Annotated in this window: 26 protein-coding genes, 1 tRNA gene, 1 pseudogene and 1 riboswitch; of the genes and pseudogenes, 13 read left to right on the top strand and 15 right to left on the bottom strand. The window is 73.3% G+C overall.

Annotated features, from left to right (window positions below; translation table 11 throughout):
* Nucleotides 1–27 precede the first annotated feature (27 nt).
* From LY05_RS05160 to LY05_RS05135, 6 genes and pseudogenes are all read left to right on the top strand, one after another.
* Nucleotides 28–252, top strand: a complete 225-nt coding sequence (locus LY05_RS05160; RefSeq protein WP_148922332.1) for a hypothetical protein — start codon at nucleotides 28–30, stop codon at nucleotides 250–252.
* Nucleotides 231–605: a hypothetical protein gene (locus tag LY05_RS05155; RefSeq protein WP_148922331.1), complete on the top strand. Its 375-nt coding sequence runs from the start codon at nucleotides 231–233 to the stop codon at nucleotides 603–605. The genes LY05_RS05160 and LY05_RS05155 overlap by 22 nt, the downstream gene beginning before the upstream one ends.
* A gap of 3 nt (nucleotides 606–608) precedes the next feature.
* On the top strand, nucleotides 609–827 hold the full coding sequence (locus tag LY05_RS05150; RefSeq protein ID WP_148922330.1) for a hypothetical protein: 219 nt from the start codon (nucleotides 609–611) through the stop codon (nucleotides 825–827).
* A gap of 113 nt (nucleotides 828–940) precedes the next feature.
* Nucleotides 941–1,931, top strand: a protein-coding gene (locus LY05_RS05145) for an IS630 family transposase (RefSeq protein WP_148922329.1) whose coding sequence is annotated in 2 segments (ribosomal slippage) — nucleotides 941–1,281 and nucleotides 1,280–1,931 — 993 coding nt in all. Because the reading frame shifts where the segments join, the coding sequence is not laid out codon by codon here.
* Between the two features lie 18 nt (nucleotides 1,932–1,949).
* A pseudogene (locus LY05_RS05140) lies at nucleotides 1,950–2,789 on the top strand (DUF3987 domain-containing protein); the annotation flags it as partial.
* 181 nt (nucleotides 2,790–2,970) lie between these two features.
* Nucleotides 2,971–3,153: a hypothetical protein gene (locus LY05_RS05135; RefSeq protein WP_148922327.1), complete on the top strand. Its 183-nt coding sequence runs from the start codon at nucleotides 2,971–2,973 to the stop codon at nucleotides 3,151–3,153.
* A gap of 307 nt (nucleotides 3,154–3,460) precedes the next feature.
* Here LY05_RS05135 and LY05_RS05130 read toward each other — a convergent pair.
* The 9 genes from LY05_RS05130 to pyk all read right to left on the bottom strand — a co-directional run bounded on the left by LY05_RS05130 (nucleotide 3,461) and on the right by pyk (nucleotide 10,903).
* Nucleotides 3,461–3,548: transfer RNA gene (locus LY05_RS05130), tRNA-Ser, on the bottom strand.
* Nucleotides 3,549–3,584: 36 nt separating this feature from the next.
* Nucleotides 3,585–4,307, bottom strand: a complete 723-nt coding sequence (locus tag LY05_RS15100) for an SIMPL domain-containing protein (protein ID WP_170258839.1) — start codon at nucleotides 4,305–4,307, stop codon at nucleotides 3,585–3,587.
* A gap of 602 nt (nucleotides 4,308–4,909) precedes the next feature.
* Nucleotides 4,910–6,058, bottom strand: coding sequence for an NUDIX domain-containing protein (locus LY05_RS05120; RefSeq protein WP_170258837.1), 1,149 nt, complete (start codon nucleotides 6,056–6,058; stop codon nucleotides 4,910–4,912).
* Between the two features lie 84 nt (nucleotides 6,059–6,142).
* Nucleotides 6,143–7,564 (bottom strand): cardiolipin synthase, encoded by a 1,422-nt coding sequence (cls, locus tag LY05_RS05115; protein WP_148922324.1) that lies wholly within the window; start codon nucleotides 7,562–7,564, stop codon nucleotides 6,143–6,145.
* Nucleotides 7,561–8,346, bottom strand: a complete 786-nt coding sequence (locus LY05_RS05110; protein ID WP_170258835.1) for an endonuclease/exonuclease/phosphatase family protein — start codon at nucleotides 8,344–8,346, stop codon at nucleotides 7,561–7,563. Before LY05_RS05110 ends, cls begins: the two co-directional genes overlap by 4 nt.
* A gap of 142 nt (nucleotides 8,347–8,488) precedes the next feature.
* Nucleotides 8,489–8,851 carry a 50S ribosomal protein L20 gene (gene rplT, locus LY05_RS05105; RefSeq protein WP_072746627.1) on the bottom strand — a complete coding sequence of 121 codons (363 nt, stop codon included), beginning with the start codon at nucleotides 8,849–8,851 and terminating at the stop codon, nucleotides 8,489–8,491.
* Between the two features lie 17 nt (nucleotides 8,852–8,868).
* Nucleotides 8,869–9,069 carry a 50S ribosomal protein L35 gene (gene rpmI / locus LY05_RS05100; RefSeq protein ID WP_148922322.1) on the bottom strand — a complete coding sequence of 67 codons (201 nt, stop codon included), beginning with the start codon at nucleotides 9,067–9,069 and terminating at the stop codon, nucleotides 8,869–8,871.
* Nucleotides 9,070–9,183: 114 nt separating this feature from the next.
* Nucleotides 9,184–9,426, bottom strand: a complete 243-nt coding sequence (locus tag LY05_RS15095; protein ID WP_170258833.1) for a hypothetical protein — start codon at nucleotides 9,424–9,426, stop codon at nucleotides 9,184–9,186.
* Between the two features lie 31 nt (nucleotides 9,427–9,457).
* Nucleotides 9,458–10,903 (bottom strand): pyruvate kinase, encoded by a 1,446-nt coding sequence (gene pyk, locus LY05_RS05090; protein WP_148922320.1) that lies wholly within the window; start codon nucleotides 10,901–10,903, stop codon nucleotides 9,458–9,460.
* Nucleotides 10,904–11,128: 225 nt separating this feature from the next.
* On the opposite strand from pyk, the gene LY05_RS05085 reads away from it, so the two are divergent.
* From LY05_RS05085 to arfB, 5 genes are all read left to right on the top strand, one after another.
* Entirely contained in the window at nucleotides 11,129–11,890 is a 762-nt protein-coding gene (locus LY05_RS05085) for an N-formylglutamate amidohydrolase (RefSeq protein ID WP_148922319.1), read from the top strand.
* 99 nt (nucleotides 11,891–11,989) lie between these two features.
* Entirely contained in the window at nucleotides 11,990–12,289 is a 300-nt protein-coding gene (locus LY05_RS05080) for a DUF1244 domain-containing protein (protein WP_072746632.1), read from the top strand.
* A gap of 117 nt (nucleotides 12,290–12,406) precedes the next feature.
* The gene (locus LY05_RS05075) at nucleotides 12,407–12,682 is read left to right on the top strand and encodes a DUF2312 domain-containing protein (RefSeq protein ID WP_072746633.1); all 276 of its coding nucleotides are present in this window, start codon (nucleotides 12,407–12,409) and stop codon (nucleotides 12,680–12,682) included.
* 359 nt (nucleotides 12,683–13,041) lie between these two features.
* Nucleotides 13,042–13,650 carry a VUT family protein gene (locus LY05_RS05070; RefSeq protein ID WP_148922318.1) on the top strand — a complete coding sequence of 203 codons (609 nt, stop codon included), beginning with the start codon at nucleotides 13,042–13,044 and terminating at the stop codon, nucleotides 13,648–13,650.
* 52 nt (nucleotides 13,651–13,702) lie between these two features.
* Nucleotides 13,703–14,125, top strand: coding sequence for an alternative ribosome rescue aminoacyl-tRNA hydrolase ArfB (gene arfB / locus LY05_RS05065; protein ID WP_148922317.1), 423 nt, complete (start codon nucleotides 13,703–13,705; stop codon nucleotides 14,123–14,125).
* Nucleotides 14,126–14,131: 6 nt separating this feature from the next.
* Here arfB and LY05_RS05060 read toward each other — a convergent pair whose 3' ends face one another.
* The 6 genes from LY05_RS05060 to yidC form a co-directional block, all read right to left on the bottom strand.
* On the bottom strand, nucleotides 14,132–14,647 hold the full coding sequence (locus LY05_RS05060; protein WP_148922316.1) for a SixA phosphatase family protein: 516 nt from the start codon (nucleotides 14,645–14,647) through the stop codon (nucleotides 14,132–14,134).
* A 13-nt stretch (nucleotides 14,648–14,660) separates the two neighbouring features.
* Nucleotides 14,661–15,428: a ferredoxin gene (locus LY05_RS05055; protein WP_211356278.1), complete on the bottom strand. Its 768-nt coding sequence runs from the start codon at nucleotides 15,426–15,428 to the stop codon at nucleotides 14,661–14,663.
* A complete protein-coding gene (locus LY05_RS05050) occupies nucleotides 15,425–16,204 on the bottom strand; it encodes a sterol desaturase family protein (RefSeq protein ID WP_148922315.1) in 780 nt (259 codons plus the stop codon). The genes LY05_RS05055 and LY05_RS05050 overlap by 4 nt, the downstream gene beginning before the upstream one ends.
* A gap of 55 nt (nucleotides 16,205–16,259) precedes the next feature.
* Entirely contained in the window at nucleotides 16,260–17,147 is an 888-nt protein-coding gene (gene argB / locus LY05_RS05045) for an acetylglutamate kinase (protein WP_083581229.1), read from the bottom strand.
* Nucleotides 17,148–17,237: 90 nt separating this feature from the next.
* A complete protein-coding gene (gene yihA / locus LY05_RS05040; RefSeq protein WP_148922314.1) occupies nucleotides 17,238–17,897 on the bottom strand; it encodes a ribosome biogenesis GTP-binding protein YihA/YsxC in 660 nt (219 codons plus the stop codon).
* A gap of 54 nt (nucleotides 17,898–17,951) precedes the next feature.
* Entirely contained in the window at nucleotides 17,952–19,778 is a 1,827-nt protein-coding gene (gene yidC, locus LY05_RS05035; RefSeq protein WP_148922313.1) for a membrane protein insertase YidC, read from the bottom strand.
* Between the two features lie 616 nt (nucleotides 19,779–20,394).
* Here yidC and LY05_RS05030 point away from each other — a divergent pair.
* Both LY05_RS05030 and LY05_RS05025 read left to right on the top strand, forming a co-directional pair.
* Nucleotides 20,395–21,558 carry a cobalt-precorrin-5B (C(1))-methyltransferase gene (locus LY05_RS05030; protein WP_148922312.1) on the top strand — a complete coding sequence of 388 codons (1,164 nt, stop codon included), beginning with the start codon at nucleotides 20,395–20,397 and terminating at the stop codon, nucleotides 21,556–21,558.
* Nucleotides 21,555–22,313: a precorrin-6A/cobalt-precorrin-6A reductase gene (locus LY05_RS05025; RefSeq protein WP_148922311.1), complete on the top strand. Its 759-nt coding sequence runs from the start codon at nucleotides 21,555–21,557 to the stop codon at nucleotides 22,311–22,313. Before LY05_RS05030 ends, LY05_RS05025 begins: the two co-directional genes overlap by 4 nt.
* A 20-nt stretch (nucleotides 22,314–22,333) precedes the next feature.
* Nucleotides 22,334–22,563, top strand: a riboswitch (cobalamin riboswitch).
* Nucleotides 22,564–22,589 lie beyond the last annotated feature (26 nt).

Here is a 22,589-nt window from a genome sequence, read left to right as displayed (position 1 = left end):
AGGCGCGCCGTCGGCCTCGCCCGCCAGATGCGCTGGTCGTTCCTGCCGCCGCTCATGGTCTTTTTCGCCGCCGGCGTCTCGGGGCTGACCGCGGTCGTCGGCGCCTTCTTCGTCAAGGAGCAGCTCGACCTTTCGGCCGCCTTCCTGGCCGAGATCGCGTTCCGGGCCGGGCCGCCCTTGGCGCTGAAGATGCCGCTGGGCCACCTGGTGGACGTGTTCTGGCGGCGCTCGTGTTCCTCGGCGCCGGGCTGATCGCCGCCGCGCTGGCGACCATGCATCAGCTGAACGTCGACATCGACGCCATGGAGGCGATCGCCCCGGCCGGCGCATGGTACGTGCTGGCCGCGCTGCTCTCGCCGATCGGCTACGTCATTCAGGACACCGTCGCCGACGCCATGACCGTGGCGGCGGCGCCCGTCGTGGACGCCGGCGACCGCCCCCTGCCCGAGGCGCAGATCAAGGTCCAGCACAGCACGATGCAGACGCTGGGGCGCGCCGCGATCATCTTCGGCCCGGCCGTCGTCGCGCTGCTCAACATCGCCGTGTTCGACGGGGTCGAGACGATGAGCGCCGCGCAGAAGACCGCCGCCTATGCGCGCATCTAAGCGATGGCGATCCCGGTCATTTCGGTCAAGGGCGTCGTGCTGGGCTGGGCGCTGACGCGCCGCCGGATCGCCGCGCTGCGCGCCCGGGGCGTCCCTGCCGACGAGGCGGAGCGGCGCGTCAACCCCGCCGCGGCCGCCGGCAAGGCCGACTGGCGGATCCTCGCCGGCGGCCTCGGCTTCGCCGCCTTCACGGCGACCGCGGTCCTGAGCGACCCGCCCTAGAGCGGAAGCCGACCTGATTGAATCGCAGGGGATTCCTTTCGGGAGATGGGTCTGTTTCAACTCGGGGGCTGGGTCTGATTCAAGATGTCCGCCGGGCGAGGAGGCCGGCGGACATGTCAAAAGCCCTTTCTCTTGATTTGCGAATCCGCGTCCTGAACGCCGGGACCGATGGCGCCAGCCACCGTGAAGCCGCCGCCCGGTTCGGCGTCAGCCCGGCTAGCGTGAGCCGATGGCGGACGCTCGAACGCCGCCAGGGCGACGCCCTCCCCGGCCCTCTGGGCGCCGCCCGCCGTTCCGCCCGCGTCGAGGCGCAAGCCCATCTGATCAAGACGCTGCTGGTCGCGCCGCCGGACATCACCGTGGAGGAGCTGCGCGCCATGCTGGCCGAGCACGGCCACGCCTTCAGCTACGGCAGCACGCTGCAGCGGTTCTTCCGCCGCCACGGCATCACGCGCAAAAAAGACGGCGCACGCCGCCGAGCAGGAGCGGTCCGATGTCCTGAAACGCGGGCAGGCGTGGTTCGACGGCCAGCTCGACCGCGATCCCGACCACCTCGTCTTCATCGACGAGAGCAAGCCATCGGAACGCCATCGGTCCGAGCCCGATGGCGAGCGGCCAAGAACGAACATGGCCCGCACACACGGCCGCTGCCGGCGCGGCGAGCGCCTGCGCATGAGAGTCCCCCACGGACACTGGAAGACGACCACCATCGTCGCCGGCCTGACCCGCCGGGGCATGGTTGCGCCCTTCGTGATCGGCGGCCCGATCAACCGCGACGCCTTCGAAACCTACGTCGCACGCGTGCTGGTTCCCGAACTGCGGCTCGGCGACGTCGTCGTCATGGACAACCTCTCCAGCCACAAAGGAGCTCGGGTCCGCGCCCTGATCGAGGCCGCCGGCGCCGAGCTGCGCTTCCTCCCGCCCTACAGCCCGGATTTCAACCCGATCGAGAACGCCTTCGCCAAGCTCAAGGCGCTTTTGCGCAAGGCTGCCGAGCACAACGTCAAGAACCTCTGGACCGCCATCTGCCGCATCGCCGACGCCTTCACACCAGACGATTGCGCCAACTGCTTCAGCGCATGTGGCTACGATCCAGACTGGTAGGATTCCGCTCTAGCCGCGCTCAACGCGCTCTGGCAGGGCGAGCCGATCCGGCGCACGCGGGCCAGTGATGATCACGCAACGCTCCATGGCAGGCGGCTGGCCATCCACCTGATGGTTCAGCCGCGCGTGGCGCGCAGCTTCATGGCCGATCCGCTGACTTCTGAATCGGGCTTCCTGCCGCGGTTCCTGATCAGCGAGCCGCCTTCCACCATCGGCGCGCGCATGCACGCGAACGCGCGCCATGACCGGGCGGCGATCGAAGCCTTCAACCGGCGGCTGGCGGAAATCCTCGAACGGCCCTTGCCGATGGACCCGGAAACACGGGAACTTGAGCCGCGCACCCTGGCGCTCACGCCCGAGGCGCGGGCGCTGCTGATCCGCTTCTCGGACGCCGTAGAAGCGGCGCAGGCGCCCGGCGGCGATCTGGCGAACGTCACGGGCTACGCTTCCAAGGCGGCGGAACAGGCGGCGCGGATTGCCGGCGTGCTGACCTTGTGGCGCGACCTCGATGCCGAGGCGGTGACGCTGGCCGACATGGCCAACGGCATTGCGCTGGCGAAATTCTACCTCGGCGAGGCCACGCGGCTGTCGGAGGCTGCGCTGGTTTCCCGGGAAATCGACCATGCCGAGGCGCTGCGGCGCTGGCTTCTCGAAAGCTGGGCCGAGCCTGAAGTGATGGTGCGCGACGTGGTGCAGTTCGGGCCGGGCAAGCTGCGCGAAAGCCAGAAGGCGCGCAAGGCGCTCACGCTGCTGGCCGGGCACGGCTGGCTCGTCCCGCCAAAGCCGGGAACCGTGGTGCGCGGCGCCGCTCGCAAGCAAGCGTGGCGCATCGTGAGGGCTGGGGGCGATGTGGTTTGACGTGACCGCCGCGCTTGCCGAAATCGCAGGCCGACCCCCTGCTACACTTGCTACTTCTGCTACACCGGCCCGTTTTGTAGCAGGTGTAGCAGATGTAGCAGGGTGGCAGGCGCGGAAACGGGAGCCCGCTGATAGGGCCGCGCCTGACATCGTCCACGATCCGTTCGACGAACGAGCGGCGGTGCGCGAATTCGACGGCGGTCTGAGCCGCGAAGATGCCGAGGCGCTGGCGGCGGAGGATGCCGCCCGCGCCCCAAGCCCGCCCGTGGATCAGCTGCGCGCGGCGGCGATGCCCGAGACGCCCGCGCTTGACCCCGAGGGCCTGCCCTTCGCGGCCTGCTCGGCCTGCGGCGGCGGCGAATGATGGAAGCCCGCCGCGCGCCCGGCCCAGGGGCCCGGCTGGCGCTGCGCGTCCTGCGACCCGCCCAGCCCCGGGCGGACGCGCCGCGCCTGTTCGGTTCCCACGCGCAACGGGCCGCCAAAGCCCGCTCCTTGCCCCCGCCCGCAAAGCGCCTCGGACCTTCCACCCATGGCAGCGCCCCAAGCCGACATGGGCTGAGACCCCTCGCCGGCGCTGGGTCGAGGCGCCGCAAATTGTGGGAACGGTTGCGGGAAGGGCTCTCGGGAATTCCGTTTAATTTATTGATTTCAAGACGTATTTTTTAAAGTTGTGGCGGAAGGGGTGGGATTCGAACCCACGGATGCTTGCGCATCAACGGTTTTCAAGACCGCCGCATTCGACCGCTCTGCCACCCTTCCTGAGCCGGCAGGATTTAGGCCTTGCCGGCTTGCGCGTCAATCGACCAGCGCCCAGCGGCCGTGCACGCGCACGCTCAGCGTGCGCTCGCCGGGCATGACGGGCGCGGCGCCGTCGGCCATGGCCGCCTGCATGCGCATCATCGGACGCGGCTCGCCGCTTTCGGAAAGCTCCTGCACCGGGCCAAGCCGCGCGCCGGCGCTTGCGGCCATGATCTCGGCGCGGCGACGGGCGTCCTCGACGGCCAGGGCCAAGGCTCGGCGCCGCGCGTCTTCGGCCTCGGAACTGTCGAAGGCGACGCTCGAGATCGCGTTGCCGCCCGCCGCGGCCGCCGCCCCGACCGCTTGGCCCAGGCGGCTCAGATCCGTCACGTTGACCCGCAGCATGTTGCGCGCGCGATAGCCGACCACGCGCGCGGGCTCGTCCGCGGCCGGCGCGCGCCGCATCACCGGTCCCAGCGAGATGTCCATGGTCGCGATGTCGGCCGCGGGCACGCCGACATGCCGCAGCGCCGCGATCACGCCGGCCGCGGCGGCCGAAACGGCCTCCATCGCCTCGGCGGCGGTGTCGCGCATTTCCTCCACGCCGATCATGATCGAGGCGCGGTCAGGCGCAAGCGACACGACGCCCACGCCCTCGGCGCTGACCGAGCGCATCGCGGGCTCGGCCGCGGCGGGCGCGGCAAGCGCAAGCGCCGCCGAAACGGCAAGGCCGCCCAGCGCGGCGGAAAACGGGACGAGAGAGCGGCGCGGACTGGACATCGGACCTCCTTGCGGCGAGCGGATCGGCCGAGGCGGCGCCCCGGCGCGCGCAGTGTGCCGCGATCGGCGCCGCGCGGGCAAGAGGGCTGGGCCGCGGCGCCTGCGCCAAAGCGCGCTTCGCCGCGTGGGCGGCGCCTTCGGATGGCGCGCGGGATGCGCCGCCCGAGGGCCGGCGCGCCGCAAGCAGCCCTGACGCCCGCCCCCCTCCGGCGACAGCCAAGAAACGGCGCCGGCGAAGCGCGGAGCGACTCGGTTGCGCACACCTCGCGCGGGAGAAACGCGCCCCGGAATCAACGCCGATGCGCCCGGACGCCCGGCGCGCCCCGCAGGCTGGTCCGCCCTGAGCTTCGCACGCATGGGCCGCAAACTGCCCCGACCCGCCGACAATGCGAAGGAGCGGCGCCTCGGCGCGCACAAAGGCGGCAGCCATCGGCGCGCCTGGTGGCCGGGCGAGGCGCGTCTTGTCCCGCGCGGGGCGATCGCGCACGGCCCTGCCCCGCGCGCCCCGGCCGGGCGGAGCGGCGCAAGAGCGGCGGCCATCGGCGCGCCTTGTCTTGCGCGGGGCGATCGCGAATGATCCGACCCTGCTCCGCGCCCCCCGATCAGGCGCCCCAGGCCGTGCGCAGCGCCTCGCGCCGCATGGCCAGCCAGAGCAGCGAAACCAGCGCCGGGCCGCTGTCGACGCCGCCGGCGCGCACCAGCGCCATGGCCTCGTCGAAGGGCATCGTCATGGCGCGGATGTCCTCGCCCTCTTCGGCCAGACCGTGCACGCCGCCGGCCCCGCCCAGATCCGCCTGACCGACGAACGAAGTCACCTTCTCGGCCAAGACGCCGGGCGAGGGGTAATAGGCGCCGACCCGCTCGAGCGCGCCCAGCTCCAGCCCCGCCTCCTCGCGCGCCTCGCGACGCGCCACGTCCTCGTCGCGCTCGTCGCGATCCACGCGGCCGGCCACGACCTCGAGCGGCCAGGGGTCGCGGTCGCCGCGCAGATGCGGGCCGGGGCGCCACTGGCTGACCAGCAGCACCAGGTCGCGCCGCGCGTCATAGGGCAGGACCGTCACCGCATCGCCCGAGCTGACCGCCGCGCGGCGCAGCGGCGCCGACATGCCGCCGCCATGGGTGGGATGCGCGATCTCGAGCTCCTCGACCGCGATGTAGGAAGCGTAGGGGATGCGCCGCGACAGGACCCGCACGCGATCGCGGCCCAATCCGGCGGGCCTTGGGGCGCCCTTCTCGCGCGCCGCGCGCACGCGCGCCAGCGCGCGGTTGCGGATGCCGGGCCAAAGGGCGGGATCCGACCAGTCGGCGCCGCGCTCGTGCAGCTGCATGATCTCGCGCGCGCATTCCAGCAGCGCGGGCCGCGGACCGTCGCGCCAGGCCTCGAAGGACCAGGTCCCGGCGGGGGTCAGGGCCTCGCGCGGGAAGCAGGTCAGCGCGGGGCGCGTCCCGCCCGGAGCGGCGGTCAGCTCGACCTCGACCTCGCGCAGCACGAACTCGTCGTCATCCTCGAAGAAGCGGATGCGCGCGATCTCGTCCGCGTCGAGCCCATCCAGGAACACGCCCGGCACGCGCGCGCCCGCGCGCGGCAGGGCGATGGGGAAATCCTCGCCCTTGACGGCGCGCAGCTCGTGATCGGCGAGCGCGGCGGGGATCAGCTCTTCCTCGGCGACGGTTCGGCCGAGCACGACCGACAAGAGCTCGGCGTCGCGAAGCGAGCCGTAGAAGAACATGGCGAAGCGCGGTGCGGTCATGGGCGGCTCCATCCTTGCCGGGGGGCGACGCCGGGCGGGGCGGCAGCGCGCCGCTTAGCACGCGCGCGCGGCGCTGCAAACCCGTCAGAGCATGGGCGCCAGCAGCCGCGCCAGGGGCGCGCCGGCCCGCACCCAGGCGGGCATCGACGCCAGCCCCTGATCGAAGGGCATGCAGCGCGCCATGTCCTGTTCCAGCATGCGGGCCGCCGCGCGCGCCGCATCGGCGTCGAACAGGATCGCCGTGACCTCGAAATTCAACCGGCACGAGCGGTTGTCGAGGTTGATCGAGCCGATCGAGGCGAAGGATTCGTCCACCACCGCCACCTTCTGATGCATGAAGCCCTCGCGCCAGCGCAGGATGCGCACGCCCGCGGCGCGGGCCTCGTCGAAGAAGGCGAAGGCCGCCAGCCAGGGCAGCCAGTGATCGGGATTGGCCGGCGCGATGACGCGCACATCCACCCCGCGCAGCGCCGCCAGCTGAAGCGCGCTCAGCACCGCCTCGTCCGGCACGAAATAGGGCGTGGCCAGCCACACGCGCTCGCGCGCCGCCTCGATGGCGTTGCAGAAATAGAGGCTGCCGGTGTCGAGCGGGTCGGCCGGCCCCGCGGGCAGGATCAGCGCATCGGCGCCGTCGGGGTCGGGGGCGGCGCGCCAGTCGAGCTCGAGCGTCTCGCCCGTCGCCCATGCCCAGTCCTCGGCGAAGACCAGCTGCAGCTGCGCCGCCGCCGGCCCGCGCAGTTCAAGATGCGTGTCGCGCCAGGGGCTGAGCGGCGGGCGGCGGCCCAGATAGGCGTCGCTCACGTTCAGCCCGCCCAGAAAGCCGACGCGCCCGTCGGTCACGACGATCTTGCGGTGGTTGCGGAAGTTGATCTGCCAGCGCGTGGGCAGCGGATGCAGCGCGTTGAAATCGGCGAAGCGCACCCCCGCCGCGCGCAGCTCGGCCAGGTAGCCCGCGCCCAGCCCCGAGCTGCCGATGGCGTCGTAGAGCAGATGCACGCGCACGCCCTGGCGGGCCTTGCGCGCCAGAAGATCGCGGAAGGCGCGGCCGATCTCGTCGTCCTCGATGGTGTAGAAGGCCGCCAGAACCACCTCGCGCGCGTCCTCGATGGCGCGGAACATGGCGGCGAAGGTCTCTTCGCCGTCGCGCAGGATGCGCCAGGCGTTGCCGTAGGTGACGGGCATGCCGGCCAGGCGCTCGAAGGCGGCGGCGTGATCGCCCGCGCGGCGCGGATCGCGCCAGAGCGCGGCGCGCGGGCCGGCCTGGCGGGCGCTTTCCTCGTCCACATGGCGGCGCGCGGCGCGGCGCAGGCGCGCATATCCGCTCATGCGCCGCCGGCCCAGCACCATGTAGGCCGGAACCGCCGGCACCGGCGCCAGGATCAGGAACAGCACCCAGCCCACCGCCCCCTGCGGCGTGCGGGCCGTGCGTACGGCCGAGATCGCGCACAGCCCCGCCGCGCACCACAATAGCGCCAGACCCAGCAGCGCAAGAGCGGTCTCGCTCATGTCCCGCCCCCGGCCACGGGCGACGCGGCGTGGCGCGCGCCTTCGGCGGCCGCCTCGTGCGCGCTTTCGTCGTCGTCCTCCGGGGCGTCTTCGAACGCGACGTCGGCCCACACCGGCAGATGGTCCGAGGCGCGCAGCGCCGCGGCCGAGCGGTGCACCCCATGCGCGGCAAGCCGCAGCCCCCGCCCCAGCAGCACGCGGTCGAGCGGCGCGATGGGGGCCGAGGCGTGAAAGCTGGGCAGCGGCGGCGCCGGGCGCAGGCGGCGCTCGAGCACCGTCAGGCAGCCGCCGGCGGCGCGCCATTCGTTCAGGTCGCCCATCAGCGCCTCGGCCGATCCGTCGGCCCGGGACTCGAGCTGCGCCAGAAGCGCCGCCGCCTGCCGGCGCCGATCGGCCGGGCGCAGGCCCAGATGCGCGGCGGCCAGGCGCAGCCGTCGCCCCTCGACCAGGGCGTCGACGATCAGCGCGCCGCGCGGCTCGAGCGAGGGCAGCGCCGTCGGCGCGACGTTCAGCGCCTGCGCGCGCGCGCTCAGCAGCACGACGTTGCCGTGCCAGCCCAGCCCCGCGCCGCCTTCGTCGACGCGCACCGGCGCCAGCCCCGTCTGTTCGGCCAGCGCGTCGGGATCGAGCACCGCCGCGCGTTCGCCGAAGCGGCGGTCGGCCTCCTGCAAGGCGACGATGTCGGGGCGCAGCTCGGCCAGCACCTGGACGATGCGTTCGGGCCGCCGGCGCCAGTCAAGGCCCACGCCCTTGCGGATGTTGTAGGTCGCGAGGCGGATCATGCTGCTCCTGCATCGCCGCGCGCCGCGGCCCCGTGCGATCCTAGCGCGCGGCCGCATGCGGGCCAAGCGCGCGAAAAGGCCCCGCCGGCTGGGCCGGCGGGGCCGTTCGGGATCGGGCCGGGGCGACGCCCCGCCGCGCGGCTCAGGCCAGCGCCGCCTTGGCCTTGGCGACGACGGCGCCGAAGGCCTCGGGCTCGTGAATCGCCAGATCGGAGAGCACCTTGCGGTCCACCTCGATGCCCGACTTGGTCAGACCGGCGATGAAGCGCGAGTAGGTCATCTCGGGATCGACGGCGCGCACGCCGGCGTTGATGCGCTGGATCCACAGGGAGCGGAAGTTGCGCTTGCGCGTCTTGCGGTCGCGCGTCTGATACTGAAGCGCCTTGTCCACCGCCTGCTTGGCGACGCGGACGACGTTCTTGCGGCGGCCGGAGTAACCCTTGGCGGCCTTGCGGATCTTGGCGTGGCGGGCGTGGGTGGTGACGCCGCGTTTCACTCGGGACATGTTCTCGCCTCCTCAGATCAGCGCGCGTAGGGCAGGAAGCCCTTGACGATCTTCGCGTCCGGCTCGCTCAGCACGGCGGTGCCGCGGGCGTTGCGGATGAACTTGTTGGTGCGCTTGATCATGCCGTGGCGCTTGCCGGCCTGGGCGGCGACCACCTTGCCGGTGGCGGTGACCTTGAAGCGCTTCTTCGCGCTCGCCTTGGTCTTCAGCTTGGGCATTTCGCTCTCCGTCGTCAGAGTGATTCCAAAGGCGACACGGCAGCCCATTCCGGCCGGCCGCCCCGTTCGGAAGCGCAGTGTTTATCCGCTATCGCCGGCGAAGGCAAGGGCGCCTCACGCCCCGCCCGCCGGCGCCGTCAGGGCGCGGAGGGCGGCCTCGAGCGCGGCGGCCAGCCGATCGGCCCCGACGCCCGCGGGCGAGAGGGCCTCGGCCCACAGCAACAGCGCCGCGCCCGCCAGGGCCAGCGCCGCGCCGCCCGCCGAGAACCCGCCCTCGCGCGCCATCGCCAGGTGCCGCCCCGCGCCCAGCGCGACCAGAAGAAGCCCCACGACCGCCAGGACCGACCATGCGCTCATCGCCTTCCTCCCGCGGGGACGGCGGCCGCCGTCACTCGGGCTCGCCCTCGTAGATCAGCTTCTCGCGCACGGGGGCGACGCGCAGGATGTTGGTCGAGCCGGGCGTGTTGAACGGGATGCCGGCGATGACCACGATGCGGTCGTCGTCCGAGGCGAAGCCGCCCGCCCGCGCCGCGCGCGCGGCCGAGACCACCGCCAGCTTGAAGCGCTCGACCTCGTGCGTGTGCACGCAGTGCAGCCCCCACACCAGGCTCAGCCGGCGCGCGGTCGCGAAGAAGGGCGTGAGCACGATGATCGGCACGCGCGGGCGCTCGCGCGCGGCCAGCAGCGCGGTCGTGCCCGAATGGGTGAAGCAGCAGATGGCCTTGACCGAGACGGTCTCGGCCACCTCGCGCGCGGCGGCGGTGATGGCGTCGGCCACGCGGGTGCGCGCCTTGGGGCGGCCGGCCTCCATGGCCTTGCGGTGATAGGGGTCGCGCTCGACCTCTTCGGCGATGGCGTTCATGGTCGCCACGGCCTCGACCGGGAACTCGCCCGCCGCCGATTCGGCCGAAAGCATGACCGCGTCGGCGCCCTCGTAGATGGCGTTCGAGACGTCGGTCACCTCGGCGCGCGTGGGCACGGGCGAGTGGATCATGCTTTCGAGCATCTGCGTGGCGACGATCACCGGCTTGCCGGCAAGGCGCGCGGTCTCGATCAGGCGCTTCTGGATGCCGGGCACCTTGGTCAGCGGCAGCTCGACGCCCAGATCGCCGCGCGCGACCATGATGCCGTCGGCCTCGGCGATGATGCCGTCGATGGCCTCGACGGCGGCGGGCTTCTCGATCTTGGCGATGATGCCCGCGCGACCGCCCAGCAGGGCCTTGCCCTCGACGATGTCCTCGGGGCGCTGGACGAAGCTCATCGCCACCCAGTCGACGCCCAGCCGGCAGGCGAACTCCAGATCCTTGCGGTCCTTGTCCGTCAGCGCCGCCAGCGGCAGCACCACGTCGGGCACGTTGACCCCCTTGCGGTCCGAGATGACGCCGCCCTGCTCGACGATCATGTCGGCCGAGCTTTCGTCGCAGCGCTCGACGCGCAGGCGGATGGCGCCGTCATTGACCAGAAGCGTCGCGCCGGGCTTGAGCGCGGCGAAGATCTCGGGATGCGGCAGGCGCACGCGCGCGGCGTCGCCGGGCCGGTCGTCAAGGTCGAAGCGGAATTGCGCGCCGTCCTCGAGCGTGACGGGCCCGTCGGCGAAGGTTCCGCAGCGCAGCTTGGGCCCCTGGAGATCGGCCAGGATGGCGATGGGGCGGTCCAGCTCGTGCTCGATCTCGCGGATCAGGCGGTGGCGCTGGGCGATTTCCTCGTGGGCGCCGTGGCTCATGTTCAGCCGGAACACGTCGGCGCCGGCCAGGAACAGCTCGCGTATGGTCTCGCGGTCCGACGAGGCCGGTCCGAGGGTGGCGACGATCTTGACGTTTCTGCGACGGCGCATGGAGAACGCTCTTTCCTTGATGTCTGCGGGTGGGCGGCGAACCTACATCTAACCAAGGGCGCCGCGGAAGTCTCGGCTTGCGAAAGCAATTTCGTTGCGATCTGCACGCCGGGCGGCTCAGATGCTTGCCCTTGCGTCGGGCCCGCCGCGGGCGGCGCATTGAAACCCCGCCCCCGCCCGGCTATGAACGGCCCGCGCCCCGCCGGCGCCGCGAGCGGAGCCCCCATGCCCACCGACCCGGCCTTCGAAATCGCCAATCCCGACGGACGCCCGGACGTCCTGCTTCTGTGCGACCACGCGTCGAACCGCGTCCCGCCCGAAGTGTGCGGCGGCGATCTGGGCCTGCCGCCCGAGGACATGGCCCGCCACATCGCCTATGACGTGGGCGCGCGCGGCGTGACGCTGGAGCTGGCGCGGCTGCTGGACGCGCCGGCGGTGCTGTCGACCTTCTCGCGGCTGGTCATCGACCCCAATCGCGGCGAGGACGACCCGACGCTGATCATGAAGCTTTACGACGGCTCGGTCATTCCCGGGAACCGGCATGTGGACGGAACCGAGACCGCCCGCCGCCTGAGCGACTGGCACCGCACCTATCACGACGCGATCCGCGCGCGCATCGCCCGCGCCGAGGCGGCGGGCGCGCGGCCGGCGCTGATCTCGATCCACTCCTTCACGCCGCAGCTGCGCGGGCGGGCGCCGCGCCCGTGGCATGTGGGCGTGCTGTGGGACCGCGATTCGCGGCTGGCGGCGCCGCTGCTCGAGCTGCTGCGCGCCGAGCCCGACCTGTGCGTGGGCGACAACGAGCCCTATTCGGGCCAGCTTCAGGGCGACTGCATGTGGACCCATGGCACGCGCCGCGGCCTGCCCCACGCGCTGATCGAGATCCGCAACGACCTGATCGCCGACCCCGAGGGCGAGCGCGCCTGGGCGCGGCGCCTTGCGCCCATCCTGCGCCGCGCGCTGGACCGCGCCGCCGCTCCGGCATAGCCTGCGGCCGCGGCCCCGCCGCCCCCCCGAGCCGGCCCCGAGCCGGCCCCGAGCCGGCCCCGCGCCGGCCCCGCGCCGCCCGAACCAAGGAGACCGCCGATGGACAACCAGACGCGCACCGAGCTTGAAGCCGCCGCCTTCCGCCGACTCGTGCAGCACCTGCGCGAGCGTTCGGACGTGCAGAACATCGACCTGATGAACCTGGCGGGCTTTTGCCGCAACTGCCTGAGCCGCTGGTATCAGGAGGCCGCCGAGGCCCGCGGGCTGGCGATGACCAAGGACGAGGCGCGCGAGATCATCTACGGCATGCCCTATGAAGAGTGGCGCGCGCGCCATCAGACCGAGGCCGGCGCCGACAAGCTGGCCGCCTTCGAGCGCAACCGCCCGCGCGACCACTGAGGCGCCCGCCCCGGCCGGTCGTCCGGTCCGCGACGCCCCCGCGCGCCGTTGCCGCGCCCGCCGCGCGGCGCTATGGTCCGCGCCATTTTCGCGTCCACGCCCCAATCGGAGCATGCCATGATCGAGAACATCGACGACGACAACTTCTCGCGCACCACCGTCGCCGCGGACCAGCTGCGCGCGATCGTCGAGCGCATCGAGCGCCTCGAGGACGAGAAGAAGGAGGTCGCCGCCCAGATCAAGGAGGTCTACGCCGAGGCCAAGGCCAACGGCTTCGACACCAAGACCCTGCGCAAGGTAGTGTCGCTGCGCAAGAAGCGGCCCGAAGAGCGCTCGGAGGAAGAGGCGATGCTGGACCTCTACCTGTCGGCGCTGGGCATGCTGCCGGGCTGAGGGCGGCGGCGGCGCATCGGGGCGCGAGCCGGCGGCGCCTGAACGCGCGCATCGGCGCGGCGTGAAGCGCGCCGCAAGCGCCGGCGGCCCGGCGCGCGGCCCGAACATTCCCCGAAAATCCCGCCGCGCGGCCCACGGGCGCCGCCGACCGCCCCCACCCCCGTGAACGCGGCCGGGCGCAAGGGGCCGCGCAAGCCCGACCGCGCAAGCCCGATCACGCAGGGCCGATCACGCGGGGCGGACCCGGGGCGCCCGGCGACGCGAATCGGCGGCGCGCTTGCCCGCGGGGCTGATTCGCGATATGGGGCGCGATCCCGGAACGGCGGCCGCCCCGCAGGCGGCGCAGATGGAGAACGCAGATGCAGCGCGGCATGATCCTTGGCGCGGCGGCCATGACGCTGATCGTGGTCGCCTCGAACATCCTGGTCCAGCACCTGTTCAACGACTGGCTGACCTGGGGCGCCTTCACCTATCCCTTCGCCTTCCTCGTCACCGACCTGACGAACAAGACCCTTGGCGCGGCCACCGCCCGGCGCGTGGTGCTGGCGGGGTTCGTCGCGGGGGTGGCGTGCTCGTTCGTCGCGGCCGGCTTCGACGCGACCACCTTCCGCATCGCGCTCGGCTCGGGGCTGGCGTTCCTGAGCGCCCAGCTGCTCGACGTGTCGGTCTTCGACCGGCTGCGGGCGGGCTCGTGGTGGCGCGCGCCGCTGGTCTCGTCGCTGTTCGGCTCGGCGGTGGACACGCTGATCTTCTTCTCGGTCGCCTTCTCGAGCGCGTTCGCGTTCCTCGACCCCGCCGACAACGTGTCCTGGGCCAACGCGGCCACGCCGCTTCTGGGAGCGGGCCCCGAGGCGCCGCTGTGGGCCTCGCTGGCCGCGGCTGATTTCGGCGTCAAGCTGGCGCTCGCGCTGGTGGCGCTGGTTCCCTTCCGCCTGGCGCTGGGGCTGCTGCGCGCCGCGCGCGCCTGACCACGCGCCGCCGCCCTCGCGCCCCGGCGGCCGAGGGCGGCGCGCCCGCGCCATGATCCGCGTCACCGACCATATCTCGATCGCCGAGTGGGAGCTGACCGAAAGCTTCGCGCGCAGTTCGGGCCCCGGCGGGCAGAACGTCAACAAGGTCGAGACGGCGGTCGAGCTGCGCTTCGAGGCCCAGCGCTCGCCCCATCTGCCGCCCGACGTCAAGGCCCGCCTGCGCCGCCTGGCCGGCAGCCGCTGGACGAAGGAGGGCGCGCTGATCATCCGCGCCCAGACGCACCGCTCGCAGGCGCGCAACCGCGAAGAGGCGCTGGCCCGCCTGATCGCGCTGATCGCCGCCGCGGCCGAGCGCCCCAAGCGCCGCCGCCCGACCCGGCCCACGCTGGGCTCGAAGCGGCGGCGGCTGGACTCGAAGACCCGGCGCGGCCAGGTCAAGGCCCTGCGGACCCGCCCCGACGCCGAGGACTGACCCCCGTCAGACCAGATCCTTGGGCCGCGCGAAATGCGCCAGCCGCGCGCCGCCAAGGCGCAGATCGCGCCAGCGCGGGGCCTCCAGCTCCAGCGCCGCGACGGCGGCGGTGGGAAAACTGTCGAGCGCGCGCGCCGCGCCGCCCGCAGGCCGCTGCGCCAGCATCAGCCGCAAGAAGGCGCCCAGCCCCGGCTCATGCGCAAGAAGTAGCGCGCGCCCCGCCGCGTCGGGCAGCCCCTGCGCGGCGCTCAGCAGCGCCTGCGGGGCGGCGTGATAAAGCTCGGGCATGACCTCGGGCGCGGGCGGGGCGGGCAGCTCGCGCGCAAGCCCCTCCCAGGTCTCGCGCACGCGGCGGGCGTCCGAGATGCGCGCCGCCTCGGGCGCCAGCCCCGTCTCGCGCAGCCACGCCCCCATCAGCGCCGAGGCCAGCCTGCCGCGCAGCGCCAGGGGGCGGGCGTGGTCCTCGAGCGTCGGGTCGTCCCAGCCGGATTTTCCGTGGCGCATCAGGATCAGCAGTCTCATGCGCGTCTCCGCATCAGGAATGGGTCCGGCGACCAGCCAAGCACGGCCGGACCGGCAAGCCAAGCGCCGCGGCGCTCAGCGCATGGGGGCGCGCGCGCAGGAAGGCGGCCATGTGAAAGGCGGCCTGCTCGGCGCCCGGCGCGCGCGCGCGGCCCACGGGACAGGCGCGGCGCGCAAGACAGCCCCCCGCGCGGCAGGCCCCGCCTTCGGGGCCGGCGACGTGGCGCGCGCAGGCCTCGGCGTCGTAGCCGCCCGCCCCGAAGGCGCCGACCGGGCAGGCGCGCAGGCAGGGCCGGGCGCAGTCGTCGCAGGGGCGCGCGCCGCGCCGGGCGGGCGGCGCGCCAAGCGGCGCACCGAACAGCAGCGCGCCGCGCCACGAGGCCCAGAGCCCCTCTTGCGCATGCACCAGCATCCCCAGCGCCGAGGGCCACGCCGGCTCGGCCAGCAGGGCCCAGCGCAGGAAGGGCGGATGGGGCGGCCCGTCGGATGGCCCCGCCGCGCGCGCGCCAAAGCGCGCGGCCAGTTCGGCGACGATCCGCGCCGACCAGCGGTCGAGGGGATCGGGGGCGCCGTCGGCCCATTCGGGCGCGGCGCGAAAGGCTTCCCACATGCGCGGCCCGTCCGCGCGCAGCAGGGCCACCGCCCGCGCGCCGCGCCAAGGCTGGTCGGCGGGCGGATCGGCGGCGGGCGGATCGGCGGCGGGCAGATCGGCGGCGGCGACGGCCAGCCCATGCCCGCCCGCCGCGCGCCCCAGCGCCGCCAGCAGCCCGGCCGCGTTCATCGCCGCAGGAAGGGAAAGAGCAACGTCCAGCCGAGCCGCGCCGGATCGCGCGTCTGCCAGTCGGGCAGGCCCAGCCGCAGCGCGCCGCGCGCCCGCGCGCGATAGGTGCCGAACAGCCGGTCCCACCAGGACAGGTTGAAGCCGTAATTGCTGTCGGTTTCCTCGCGCCGGACCGAGTGATGGATGCGGTGCATGTCCGGCGTCACCAGCACCCAGCGCAGCGCCGCCTCGATGCGCGCGGGCAGGCTGATGTTGGCGTGGTTGAACATGGCGCAGCCGTTGAGGAGGATCTCGAACAGGATCACCGCCAGCGCCGGCGCGCCCAGCGCATAGACAAGCCCGATCTTGAACAGCATCGACAGCGCGATCTCGATCGGGTGAAAGCGGATGGCCGTGGTCACGTCCACGTCCCGGTCGGCGTGGTGCACGCGATGCACGCGCCAAAGGATCGGGATCTTGTGGCTGAGCAGGTGCTGGAACCAGATCGCGAAATCCAGCGCCGCGATGCAGATCAGCGCCTCGAGCCACGGCGCCCAGTCGAGCGCGTTGAACAGCCCCCAGCCCATGGCCTGCGCGTCCCAGGCCGCGCCCGCCGCGGCGGCGGGAAACAGCAGCCGCACCAGCGCCGCGTCCAGCGCCGCGACGGCCCAGTTCACCCCCCAGCGCGGCCAGCGCCCCAGCGCCAGGGCGCGCGCGGGGCGCAGCGCCTCCCAGCCCGCCATCAGGCAGAAGACGCCGGCGAAGACGGCCAGGCGGATCAGGGGCTCGTTGCTCATGCGCCCAACATGCGCCGCGCGCGGCGCGGGTCAAGGCGCGCCGGCGCGGCCGCGCTCATCCCGCGCGGATCAGCGTGCCCGCGCCATGGGCCGTGAACAGCTCGAGCAGGCAGGCATGCGGCGCGCGCCCGTCCAGGATCACCACCGCGCCCACGCCCTGCGCGATGGCGTCGAGGGCGGTGCGTGTCTTGGGGATCATGCCGCCCGAGATGACGCCCGCCTCGGTCAGCTCCTCGACATCGGCGGGGGTCATGTCGGTCAGCACCTCGCCGGCGGCGTTCTTGACGCCGGCGACGTCGGTCAGCAGCAGCAGCCGCTCGGCCTTGAGCGCGCCGGCGATGGCGCCCGCGGCAGTGTCGCCGTTGACGTTGAAGGTCTCGCCGTTGCGGCCGGCGCCGACGGGGGCGATGACGGGGATCAGGTCGCTCTGGATGAAGGTGCGCAGCACGTCGGGGTTCACCTTGACCGGGTGGCCGACGAAGCCCAGGTCCAGCGCCTGCTCGATGTTGCTGTCGGGGTCGCGCCGGGTCTTGAGCGCCTTCTCGCAGATCATCAGGTTGGCGTCCTTGCCCGACAGGCCCACCGCCTTGCCGCCCTGCGCGTTGATGGCCGAGACGATGGCCTTGTTGATGCGCCCGGCCAGGACCATCTCGACCACCTCGACCGTGGCCTGATCGGTGACGCGCAGACCATCGACGAAGGTCGATTCGATGGCCAGGCGCTTGAGCATCTGCTGGATCTGCGGCCCGCCCCCATGCACCACCACCGGATGCACGTTGCACTGCTTCATCAGCACGATGTCGCGGGCGAAGCGGGTCATGGCCTCGTCGTCGCCCATGGCATGGCCGCCGAACTTCACGACCACGCACGCGCCGTCATAGCGTTGCAGGTAGGGCAGCGCCTCGCTGAGGGTGCGGGCGGTGGCGATCCAATCGCGTTTCATGGCGGCGGACTTCTCCATGGGGCTGGCTCCCGAAACATGCGCCCGCCCTCTTTAGCGCCGCCGGCGCGCGCACGCCAGATGGCGCCGCGGTCAGCCCTGCTCGACCAGGCTCATCGCGGCCGCGCGCACGCCCTCGAGCCCGCGCCCCTTGGCCGAGGAGGTGACGAGGATCTCGGGGAACACGGTCACATGCCGCGCCAGCTCGGCCTGGGCGGCGTCGAGCGTGCGGCGCAGATGCGCGTCGCCGACCTTGTCGGCCTTGGTCATGACGATCTGGCAACTGACCGCCGCGCGGTCGAGAAGGTCGAGGATCTCGTGATCCGCCTTCTTCACCCCGTGGCGCGAGTCGATCAGCACGAAGACCCGCCGCAGCGTCGGCCGCCCGGCCAGGTAGTCGCGCAGCAGCCGCTGCCAGCGCGCCACCGTCTTGACCGGCGCCTCGGCGAAGCCATAGCCGGGCACGTCGACCATCCAGGCGGCGCCGCCCAGGTCGAAGAAGTTCAGCTCCTGCGTGCGGCCCGGCGTGTTCGAGGTGCGCGCCAGCGAGTTGCGCTGCGTCAGCGCGTTGATGAGCGAGGACTTGCCCACGTTCGAGCGCCCGGCGAAGCAGAATTCCGGCCGGTCGGCGGGCGGCAGGCCGTCCATCGCCACCACGCCCTTGACGAAGGCGACCGGCCCCAGGAACAGCTTGCGCCCGCGCTCGGCAAGGGCGGGATCGGGCGCGGGATCGACGGCGAAGCGCATCTGCATCGGGGCGTCTCCTTGCGCGCGGGCAAGGGGCCGGCGCGCGGCCGGCCCCCGCCCTCAGCCGCGCTTGCGGCGCTTGAAGCTGCGCTTGACGTTGCCCAGAACGTCCACCTCGACGCCCTGGCTGCGCATGATCACGTATTGCTGGATGAAGGTGATCATGTTGTTCGCGATCCAGTAAAGCACCAGGCCCGACGCGAACTGCCCGAGCATGAACATGAAGATCCACGGCATCCAGGCGAAGATCATCTTCTGCGTCGGGTCGGCGGGCTCGGGGTTGAGCTTCTGCTGCAGCCACATCGAGATGCCCAGCAGGATCGGCAGCACCCCGATCGAGAAGATGCCCAGCAGGCTGTCATGCCCCGGCGCATCCCACGGCAGCAGCCCGAACAGGTTCAGGATCGAGCTGGGGTCGGGCGCCGACAGGTCGCGGATCCAGCCGAAGAAGGGCGCGTGGCGCATCTCGATGGTGACGAACAGCACCTTGTAGAGCGAGAAGAAGATCGGGATCTGCAGCAGGATCGGCAGGCAGCCCGCGGCGGGGTTGGCCTTCTCCTTGCGGTAAAGGGCCATGATCTCCTGCTGGAGCTTGACCTTGTCGTCGCCGCAGCGCTCCTTGATCTTCTCGATCTCGGGCTGAAGCATCTTCATCTTCGACATGGCCACGTAGGACTTGTAGGCCAGCGGGAACAGCGCCGCCTTGACGATCAGCGTCAGCAGGATGATCGCCACGCCCATGTTGCCGACCAGGCCCTTGATGAACAGCAGCAGCTGAAGGATCGGCTTGGTCAGGAAAAAGAACCAGCCCCAGTCGATGGCGTCGGTGAAGCGCTCGATGCCCTGGCGCTCGTATTCGCGGATGGTGGCGTATTCCTTGGCGCCGGCGAAGGCGCGGGTGCTGGCCGAGGCGGTCGCGCCGGGCGCGACGGTGACGACGGGCAGGATCGACTCGGCGCGGTATTCCTGGTCGATCTCGCCGCGCGCGCCGCGGCGATAGCGGAACACGGCCTCGAAGCCCTCGTCATGGGGCGGGGCCAGCGTGGCCATCCAGTATTTGTCGGTGAAGCCCAGCCAGCCGTTGCGCTCGACCGGGATCTTGCGCTGCACGACGCCGGGGCCGCCGTCGCCCTCAAGCTCCTTGAGCTCGTCGTAGTCGAGCTCGACCAGCGTGCCGTCGAACACGCCAAGGCCGCCTTCGTGCAGGATGTAGAAGTTGACCGTCTCGGGCTGGCCGCGGCGGGCGACGTAGCCATAGGGCGCCAGGGCGACCGGGCGCTCGCCGGCGTTGGTCACGGTCTGCTCGACGGTGAACATGTAGTTCTCGTCCACCGAGATCTTGCGCCGGAAGGTCAGCCCCTGGCCGTTGTCCCAGACCAGCGTCACGGGCTTGTCCACGCCCAGCTCGTCGCCCGACTCGACCCGCCACTCGGTGTTCGGACCCGGCGTCGGGATCGGCGCGGCGCCGGGCGCGTCGGCGACCGGCAGCCAGCCATGGACGATGAAGAACGGATGCTCGGTCCCCACCGGCGACAGCAGCGTGACCGTGTCGCTGTCGGGCTCGATGGTCTCGCGGTAGTCGAGCAGATGCAGATCGTCGAGCCGCGCCCCGCGCAGCGCGATCGAGCCCGAGAGGCGCGGCGTGCGCACCGGCACGCGCGGCGAGCGGGCCAGGGCCTCTTCGCGCGTCATCAGCGCCGGCGCGCCGGCGGCCGTGGCGGCGTCGCCGGCCGCGGGCGCGCCGGCCGTTCCGGCGCCGACGGCCGAGACGGCGGGCTGCTCGGCCGGGACCGGCTGCGGCGGCTCGGGCGGGAAAAGGATGAACCAGAGCGCGATGACCGCGAAGCTGAGCACCGCGGCCGTGAGCATGTTCTTCTGTTCGTCCATGACGGCTCCGAGGGGACTATCGGGATTTGACGGGGGTTGAATAGGCCCCGGGCGGCGAGGTCAAGGGGTTTCCGCGCCGCGCCGGCCTCGGGCGGGGGCCCGCCAGGCGCGCCCGCGACCGGCCTCGCCCGATCCGCCGGGGCCGCGCGGCGAGGCGGGCCCATGGGCGGCCAACCGCCTGCGGCGCCCCCATCCGGCCTGACCGGGGCCGCGCGCCGGCCGGCGCGGGAGGCCTTGCGCCACACGAGGCGCCGCGCCCCCATCCGGCCCGCCCGAGCCGCGCCCGGCCGCGCCGCGGGCGGGTCACGATGGACGCGCCGCGCGATGCCCGGACCGCGCAGGCGGGCGCGCGCCCCCGCAAAGGCGCTCCGCCGCAGAGCGCAAGCGGATTCTCGCTGCGGGCCGGCCGGCGCCCCCAAGCGGCCCGGACGCGCCGCCGCGGACGATCAGAAGATCCCGTCGCGTCAGGGCAAGGGCTCGCGCGCCGCGGGGGCGGGCGCGCTTGCGCGCGGGGCGGGGGCGGGCGCGCTTGCGCGCGGGGCGCGCGGGTCTATACTCGGCCCCGAGGCGGGCTTGCGCCTTGACCGGCGCGCGGCGCCCGACGACATCCGGCGGCATGACCCAGACGTCCGATCCCCAGGCTCCCGGCGCAGGCGGCGCCGATGCGGGCGCGCCCCCGCGCCCGGGGCAGGCGCGCGCGCTGCGCTTCGGCTGGACCACCGGGGCCTGCGCCTGCGCCGCCGCGCTGGGGGCGGCGCGCGCGCTGCTGACGGGCCGCGCCGACGAGGGGCCGGTGCAGATCCGGCTTCCACGCGGGGGAACGGCGCGCTTCGATCTGGCCGAGCTGACGCTGGCCGAGGGCTGGGCGCGCGCGGGCGTCGTCAAGGATGCGGGCGACGATCCCGACGTGACGCATGGCGCGCTGGTGCGCGCGCGCGTCAGCCAGGCCGCGCCCGGAACGGGCGTGCGCTTTGCGGCCGGCGAGGGCGTGGGCGTCGTCACCCTGCCAGGCCTGCCCCTGCCGCCGGGCGAGCCGGCCATCAACCCCACCCCGCGCGCGATGATCAAGGGCGCGCTGCGCGAGCTGGCGCAGGAGCTTGGCGCGCCGGCGGATTTCGAGGTCGAGATCTCGATCCCCGGCGGCGAGGCCCTGGCCGCCCGCACATGGAACCCGCGCCTTGGCATCGTCGGCGGGCTGTCGATCCTTGGCACCACGGGCATCGTGCGCCCCTTCTCCTGCGCGGCCTGGATCGCCTCGATCCATCGCGGCGTGGACGTGGCGCGCGCGACGGGCCTGACGCACGCCGTCGCCGCCACCGGCGCGACATCCGAGCGCGCCGCCGCGCGGCTCTATCCCGCGCTGCCGCCCGCCGCCTTTCTCGACATGGGCGACTTCGCGGGCGGCCTGCTGAAATACCTGCGCCGCCACCCGCTGCCGCGGCTGACCATCGCCGGCGGCTTCGCCAAGCTGACCAAGCTGGCGCAGGGGGCGCTCGACCTGCATTCGTCGCGCAGCCAGGTGGACATGGCGCGCCTGGCCGCGCTGGCCGAGGCGCTGGGCGCGGACGGCGCGCGCATCCGCGCCGCGAACACCGCGCTCGAGGCGCTGACCATCGCCGGGCCGCGCCTGGCCGAGGCGGTGGCGCGCGACGCGGCGGCGGCGGCGCTGGCGATCCTGAACGGCGCGCCGGTCGAGATCGAGGCGATCGTGGTCGGGCGCGACGGCGCGGTGCTGGCGCGCACCCCCTTCGCGGGCCCCGGCGCCGCGCGCACGCCATGACGATCCTGGTCCTGGCCGGCTCGGCCGAGGCGCGCGCCGTCATCGCCGCGCTGCGCGAGGCGGGCGCGCCGACCATCGCCTCGCTGGCCGGGGTCACCCGCCGCCCGGCGCCGCTGGGCGTTCCGACCTGGCGCGGCGGCTTCGGCGGCGCCGAGCCCATGGCCCGACGCCTGCGCGAGGCGGGCGTGCGCGTCGTCGTCGATGCGACCCACCCCTTCGCCCGCCGCATCAGCGCGCGCACGGCCGAAATCTGCGATCGGCTGGGCGTTGCGCGCATCGCGCTGGTGCGCCCGCCCTGGCGCGAACCCGAGCCGGGCGCGTGGCGGCGCTTCGCCACGCTCGAGGCCGCGCTCGAGGCCCTGCCCGCGGGCGCGCGCGTGCTGGCGGCGCTGGGCGCCGGCGCGACGGCGCGGCTGGGCGCGCGGCCCGATCTGCGCTTCCTCGCCCGCGTGGCCGAGGCGCCCGCCCCCGACGCGCCGCCCCCGCCGCCGAATGTCGAGCTCATCGCCCGCCGCCCGCCGCTGAGCGAGTCGGACGAGCGCGCGCTGATGCGCGAGGCCGGCATCGACATCCTGCTGACCCGCAATTCCGGCGGGCCGGCCGACGCCAAGCTGGCGGCCGCGCGGGCGCTGGGCGTCGAGATCGCGATGATCGACCGCCCGCCGCCGCCCCCGCCCCCCCACGCGCGCGACGCCGCCGAGGCCGCCGCCTGGGCGCTGGCGCGCTGGCGCGAGCGGGCGGCGCCTTCGGCTTGACAGAGGCGGCCCCAGCGCCGAAAACGGGCGATGTGCATGGTTCCGCATGTCGCGCCCAAGGCGCGCCGGGATTAATAGGGAATGCGGACAGGGCCGACCCAAACCGGGGGCCCGAAGCCGCAGCCGCCCCCGCGACTGTAGGCGGAGCGCGCCGTCCACACGCCACTGGCCCCGGGCCGGGAAGGCGGACGGCGCAGGGGACGATCCCCGCTCCGCAAGCCAGGAGACCTGCCATGCATCGTGCAACCCAATCCCGTCGGGTGTGACGGGCAGGAG

This window comes from Oceanicella actignis, from assembly GCF_008124525.1.
In the GTDB taxonomy this organism is placed as follows: Bacteria; Pseudomonadota; Alphaproteobacteria; order Rhodobacterales; family Rhodobacteraceae; genus Oceanicella; species Oceanicella actignis.
The sequence above is the reverse complement of the archived record's forward strand: the minus strand, read 5'-3'. Positions and strand labels throughout refer to the sequence as shown.

Bases quoted from the DNA above. Each gene is read 5' to 3' on its own strand.
- LY05_RS05160 (WP_148922332.1), top strand. From the start codon at position 28: ATGCGCTGGTCGTTCCTGCCGCCGCTCATGGTCTTTTTCGCCGCCGGC.
- LY05_RS05150 (WP_148922330.1), top strand. From the start codon at position 609: ATGGCGATCCCGGTCATTTCGGTCAAGGGCGTCGTGCTGGGCTGGGCG.
- LY05_RS15100 (WP_170258839.1), bottom strand. From the start codon at position 4,307: ATGTCCAGTCCGCGCCGCTCTCTCGTCCCGTTTTCCGCCGCGCTGGGC.
- LY05_RS05120 (WP_170258837.1), bottom strand. From the start codon at position 6,058: ATGACCGCACCGCGCTTCGCCATGTTCTTCTACGGCTCGCTTCGCGAC.
- cls (WP_148922324.1), bottom strand. From the start codon at position 7,564: ATGAGCGAGACCGCTCTTGCGCTGCTGGGTCTGGCGCTATTGTGGTGC.
- LY05_RS05110 (WP_170258835.1), bottom strand. From the start codon at position 8,346: ATGATCCGCCTCGCGACCTACAACATCCGCAAGGGCGTGGGCCTTGAC.
- rplT (WP_072746627.1), bottom strand. From the start codon at position 8,851: ATGTCCCGAGTGAAACGCGGCGTCACCACCCACGCCCGCCACGCCAAG.
- rpmI (WP_148922322.1), bottom strand. From the start codon at position 9,069: ATGCCCAAGCTGAAGACCAAGGCGAGCGCGAAGAAGCGCTTCAAGGTC.
- LY05_RS15095 (WP_170258833.1), bottom strand. From the start codon at position 9,426: ATGAGCGCATGGTCGGTCCTGGCGGTCGTGGGGCTTCTTCTGGTCGCG.
- pyk (WP_148922320.1), bottom strand. From the start codon at position 10,903: ATGCGCCGTCGCAGAAACGTCAAGATCGTCGCCACCCTCGGACCGGCC.
- LY05_RS05085 (WP_148922319.1), top strand. From the start codon at position 11,129: ATGCCCACCGACCCGGCCTTCGAAATCGCCAATCCCGACGGACGCCCG.
- LY05_RS05080 (WP_072746632.1), top strand. From the start codon at position 11,990: ATGGACAACCAGACGCGCACCGAGCTTGAAGCCGCCGCCTTCCGCCGA.
- LY05_RS05075 (WP_072746633.1), top strand. From the start codon at position 12,407: ATGATCGAGAACATCGACGACGACAACTTCTCGCGCACCACCGTCGCC.
- LY05_RS05070 (WP_148922318.1), top strand. From the start codon at position 13,042: ATGCAGCGCGGCATGATCCTTGGCGCGGCGGCCATGACGCTGATCGTG.
- arfB (WP_148922317.1), top strand. From the start codon at position 13,703: ATGATCCGCGTCACCGACCATATCTCGATCGCCGAGTGGGAGCTGACC.
- LY05_RS05060 (WP_148922316.1), bottom strand. From the start codon at position 14,647: ATGAGACTGCTGATCCTGATGCGCCACGGAAAATCCGGCTGGGACGAC.
- LY05_RS05055 (WP_211356278.1), bottom strand. From the start codon at position 15,428: ATGAACGCGGCCGGGCTGCTGGCGGCGCTGGGGCGCGCGGCGGGCGGG.
- LY05_RS05050 (WP_148922315.1), bottom strand. From the start codon at position 16,204: ATGAGCAACGAGCCCCTGATCCGCCTGGCCGTCTTCGCCGGCGTCTTC.
- argB (WP_083581229.1), bottom strand. From the start codon at position 17,147: ATGAAACGCGATTGGATCGCCACCGCCCGCACCCTCAGCGAGGCGCTG.
- yihA (WP_148922314.1), bottom strand. From the start codon at position 17,897: ATGCAGATGCGCTTCGCCGTCGATCCCGCGCCCGATCCCGCCCTTGCC.
- yidC (WP_148922313.1), bottom strand. From the start codon at position 19,778: ATGGACGAACAGAAGAACATGCTCACGGCCGCGGTGCTCAGCTTCGCG.
- LY05_RS05030 (WP_148922312.1), top strand. From the start codon at position 20,395: ATGACCCAGACGTCCGATCCCCAGGCTCCCGGCGCAGGCGGCGCCGAT.
- LY05_RS05025 (WP_148922311.1), top strand. From the start codon at position 21,555: ATGACGATCCTGGTCCTGGCCGGCTCGGCCGAGGCGCGCGCCGTCATC.